The 4,020-nt window shown below is 67.4% G+C and carries 2 pseudogenes; both read right to left on the reverse strand.

From position 1 onward, the window contains the following. A pseudogene (locus DUGA2_RS32215) lies at positions 1-1,098 on the reverse strand (heme utilization protein); the annotation flags it as partial. A 447-nt stretch (positions 1,099-1,545) separates the two neighbouring features. Beyond that, positions 1,546-4,020 (reverse strand): annotated as a pseudogene (locus DUGA2_RS34725) (heme utilization protein); the annotation flags it as partial.

The following is a 4,020-nucleotide window of genomic DNA, read 5'->3' on the forward strand; positions in this document are numbered from 1 at the left end:
GATCTGGGTGCTGCTCATCGCGGCGACCTGGGCGCTGGTCAGCGCGCCGACCTGGGCCGAACCCAGCGCGACGATCTGGTCGGTGGTCAGGGCCTTGGCCTGGTTGACGCTCAGGCCGGCGATGGCGGCGGTCTTCAGCGAACCGATGTCGGCCGTTTCAATGGTGGCGATGTTCAGCGTGCTCATGGCGGCCACCTGGGCCGAGCTCAGCGTGGCGACCTGCTGCGACGACAGCGCAACCACCTGGTCGGTGGTCAGCGCCTGCATATTGGCGGTGCTGATCGATGCGATCTGGCCGGTGGTCAGGGTGGACAGCTGGTCGGTGGTCAGCGACGCCAGTTGCGCGGTCTTCAGCGAGGCGATGATGCTGGTCTTGATCGCGACCAGGTCGTTGGTCTCGATGGCGGCCACGGCGGTGGTGGTCAGGGCGCCGAACTGGTTGCTGCTCAGCAGCGACAGCTGGGTCGAGCTCATCGCGACGATCTGGTTGGTGGTCAGGCCGGACGCCAGGTCGGCAGTGCTCAGCGCGCTCACTTGCGCGGTGGTCAGGTTGGTGATCTGGTCGGTGGTCAGCGAGCTGAACTGCGCGGTGGTCAGCGCGGCGATCGCCGCCGTCTTCAGCGCGATCAGGTCGGCCGATTCCAGCGCCACGACGGCGTTGGTGCTCAGGCCCATGACCTGGGTGCTGGTCAGCGCGGCCGCCTGGGCGGTGGTCAGCGCGACGATCTGGTCGGTCGTGAGGACCGACATCTGGGCGGTGGTGATGCCGGCGATGGTGGCGGTGCGCAGCGCGGCGAAGTCGCCCGTCTCCAGGGCGACGATGGACTCGGTCGCCAGCGCGTTGAACTGAGCCGAGCTCAGCACGCCTACCTGGTTCGACGTCAGCGCCACGATCTGGTCGGTGGTCAAGCCGTTCGACAATTGTTTGGTGGTCAGTGCGGTGATCTGCGTCGTCGTCAGCGCAGCGGTCTGATCCGTGGTCAGTGCCCGGGTCTGTGCCGAATTGAGCGCAACAATATCAGAAGTCGCGAGAGCAGCAATTGTTTGGGTCGACAGAGCTGCAATCTGGTCGGTACTCATGCTTGTTACGAGGCTCATTTCCATTCTCCTTGGGGCACTGCACAGTTCTAGACAGACAAATATCGGAGCCGGCAGGGACTTTTCCCCTAGGCTCCAACGTCAAATTGGGTATTACCAGCGATTTTATTTCTGAAATGCTTGAGCTAAACGCGGGAAAAGCGCCGCACTTTAGTTCTTAACGTCAATATCGAAGCCAACTTTAGATCCCAGCGCCAATATTTTGCCCCCCGTTAACATTTATATGGCCTTGAGGCATCACATAGTTTCGTTTAATCGGAAGCAAAATTTAGCGCCGGCAGCCGCCCTGACCGTACAAAGCGACTTTTTTCCGTACCGCATTAAGTCTTTTTATTTACTGAGTGCAATGCAAAAACCGGGCCAACTTTTCCAAATTGCATCAAAAAATCGTTCCGGAGGGTAAAACGGCAGGGCTTGCGCCCTGCCGTCGATGACTGCTGTTGCCGCTTACTTGGCGGGCGAGGCCAGGAAACCGTGGCCGGCCGGCGATTGCAGCGCTTTGAGGCGCAGCTCGCTGTCGGTGGCCGCCTGGTTTTCCGCACCCAGCGGTTTGTCGCTGAACTGCTTGATCGCGCCGGCCAGCTGCGCCACGTTGCCGCTGACGCCGCTACCCGGCTGCTCCAGCTTGGCCGCCGCCGGCGTTGCCGCGGCCGTGCCGGCAAAGCTCGACAGCGCCTGGGCCAGGCCGCTGACGCTGCCGCTCAGGTTGCTGGTCGGCGTGGTGGCGAACCAGACGTCGGCCGCCGCGTGGGTGGCGCCGTCGGCCGTCTCGAAGGTCGAGCTCAAGCCGAGGATGTTGCCGTTGTTGACGGCGCCATCCTTTTTGACGTCCAGGTTGAGCTTGGTGATGCCCAGGTCCTGCAGCGATTTGAGCTCGTCGGCCTGGCTGACGCCGTCGGTGTTGCCGTCGACCCAGACGCGCAGGTCGGCGTAGCCGCTGTCCTTGGCGTCGATCACGCCGTCGCCGTTGGTGTCCAGTTCGGCCATCGCTTCATAGCCGGTGGCCGCCTTCTGGCCGTTGGCCAGCGTCGTGCCCGAACCGAACAACTCGCCGCCGTCGTTGATGACGCCGTCGTGGTTGCGGTCCAGCGCCAGCAAGCCGTCGCCGCCGGCGGTCCAGCCGGTGTTGACCTTGTTGCCGTTGGCCAGCAGGTCGAACTGCACGCCCTGGCCCAGTGCGGTGGTCTGCACGCCGTCGCCGTTCAAGTCCAGCACGATCGGGGTCAGGTAGGACAGCGCTTTGGTCTGGTCGGTGCTCATCGCGTGGATCTGGTCGCTGGTCATCGCGTGCAGCTGCATCGAGGTCAGCGCATGCACCTGGTTGGTGGTCAGCGAGGCGATTTCCGCGGTGCGCAGGCTGGCGATCTGGCGCGTGCTCAGCGCGGCGACCGCGCTGGTGCCCAGCGCCACCAGGTCGGCCGTGTCCAGCGCCGCCAGCGCGGTGGTCGACAGGCCCACCACTTGCGCGGCGGTCAGCGCGGCCACCTGGGCCGAGGTCAGCGCCACGCCCTGGTCGGAGCTCAGCGCGCCCAGCTGGACGGTGGTCAGCGCGCCGATCTCGGTGGTCGAGAAGGCGGCGATGCTGGCGGTGGCCAGCGCGGCGACGTTTTTGGTCGACAGCGCGGTCACTTGCGCGGCGCTCAGCGATGCGGCCTGGGCGGTGGTCAGCGCGGCGATTTGCGCGGTGGCCAGGCCGACCGAGAAGGCCGAGGTGGACAGCGCGGCGATCTGGGCGGTGCTCAGCACGCTGACCTGGGTGGTGGAGAAGCCGGCCAGCTGGGCGCTGCGCAGGGCGGCGACGTCGGTGGTCGACAGGCCGGCCAGGTCGGCCGTCTCGATCGCGCCCAGGCTGGCGGTGCTCAGCGCCACCACTTGCGCGGTGCCCAGCGCGGCCACCTGGGCCGAGGTCAGCGCCACCACCTGGTTGGTCGACAGCGCGGCGATGCCGGCCGTGCTCAGCGCCGCCAGCGAGGCGGTCGCCAGGGTGTTGACCTGGGTGGTCGTCAGTGCGGCGACCTGGGCGGTGGTCAGGGCGGCGATGGCGGCCGTCCTGATGGCCGACAGGTCGGCCGTTTCCAGCGCGGCGATGGCGTTGGCGGTCAGCGCCGCCACCTGGGCGGTGCCCAGCGCGGCCGCTTCGCCGGTGGTCAGGGCGACCACCTGGTTGGTGGTCAGCGCCTTGAGCTGGCTGGCGCTCAGCGCGGCGATGGCGTTGGTCGACAGCGCGGCGAAGTCGGCGGTTTCCAGCGCGGCGATGCCGTTGCTGCTCAGGCCGGCCACTTGCGCGGCGCTCAGCACGCTGGCCTGGGTGGTCGACAGCGCCACGAGCTGGTTGGTGGAGAGGGCGGCCAGCGCGGCCGACGACAGCGCCAGGATCTGGCCGGTCGACAGCGCGCCCACCTGGTCGGTGGTCAGGCCGGCCAGCTGGGCGGTGCGCAGCGCGGCGATGTGGCCGGTGGACAGGCCGGCCAGGTCGGCGGTCTGGATCGCGCCGATGGCGTTGGACGACAGCGCGGCCACTTGCGCGGTGCCCAGGCTGGCGATCTGCGCCGAACCGAGCGCGACCACCTGGTTGGTGGACAGCACGGCGATGCCGGCGGTGTTCAGCGCGGCGATGGCGGCGGTGGCCAGCGCGCTGACCTGGCCGGTGGTCAGGGCCATCACCTGGCCGGTGCTCAGCACGGCGATGGCGGCGGTCTTGATCGCGGCCAGGTCGGCCGTTTCCAGCGCGGCGATGGCGTTGCTGGTCAGCGCCGCCACTTGCGCGGTGCTCAGCGCGGCCGCTTCATTGGTGGTCAGGGCAACGATCTGGTTGGTGCTCAGGGCCTTGACCTGGTTGNCGGTCAGGGCGGCGATGGCGTCCGANCGCAGCGCGGCGAAGTCGGCCGTCTCCAGCGCGGCGACCTGGATGGCGCTCAGCGC

It is taken from the genome of Duganella sp. HH101, assembly GCF_001758795.1.
GTDB classification, from domain to species: Bacteria; Pseudomonadota; Gammaproteobacteria; order Burkholderiales; family Burkholderiaceae_D; genus Rugamonas; species Rugamonas rivuli.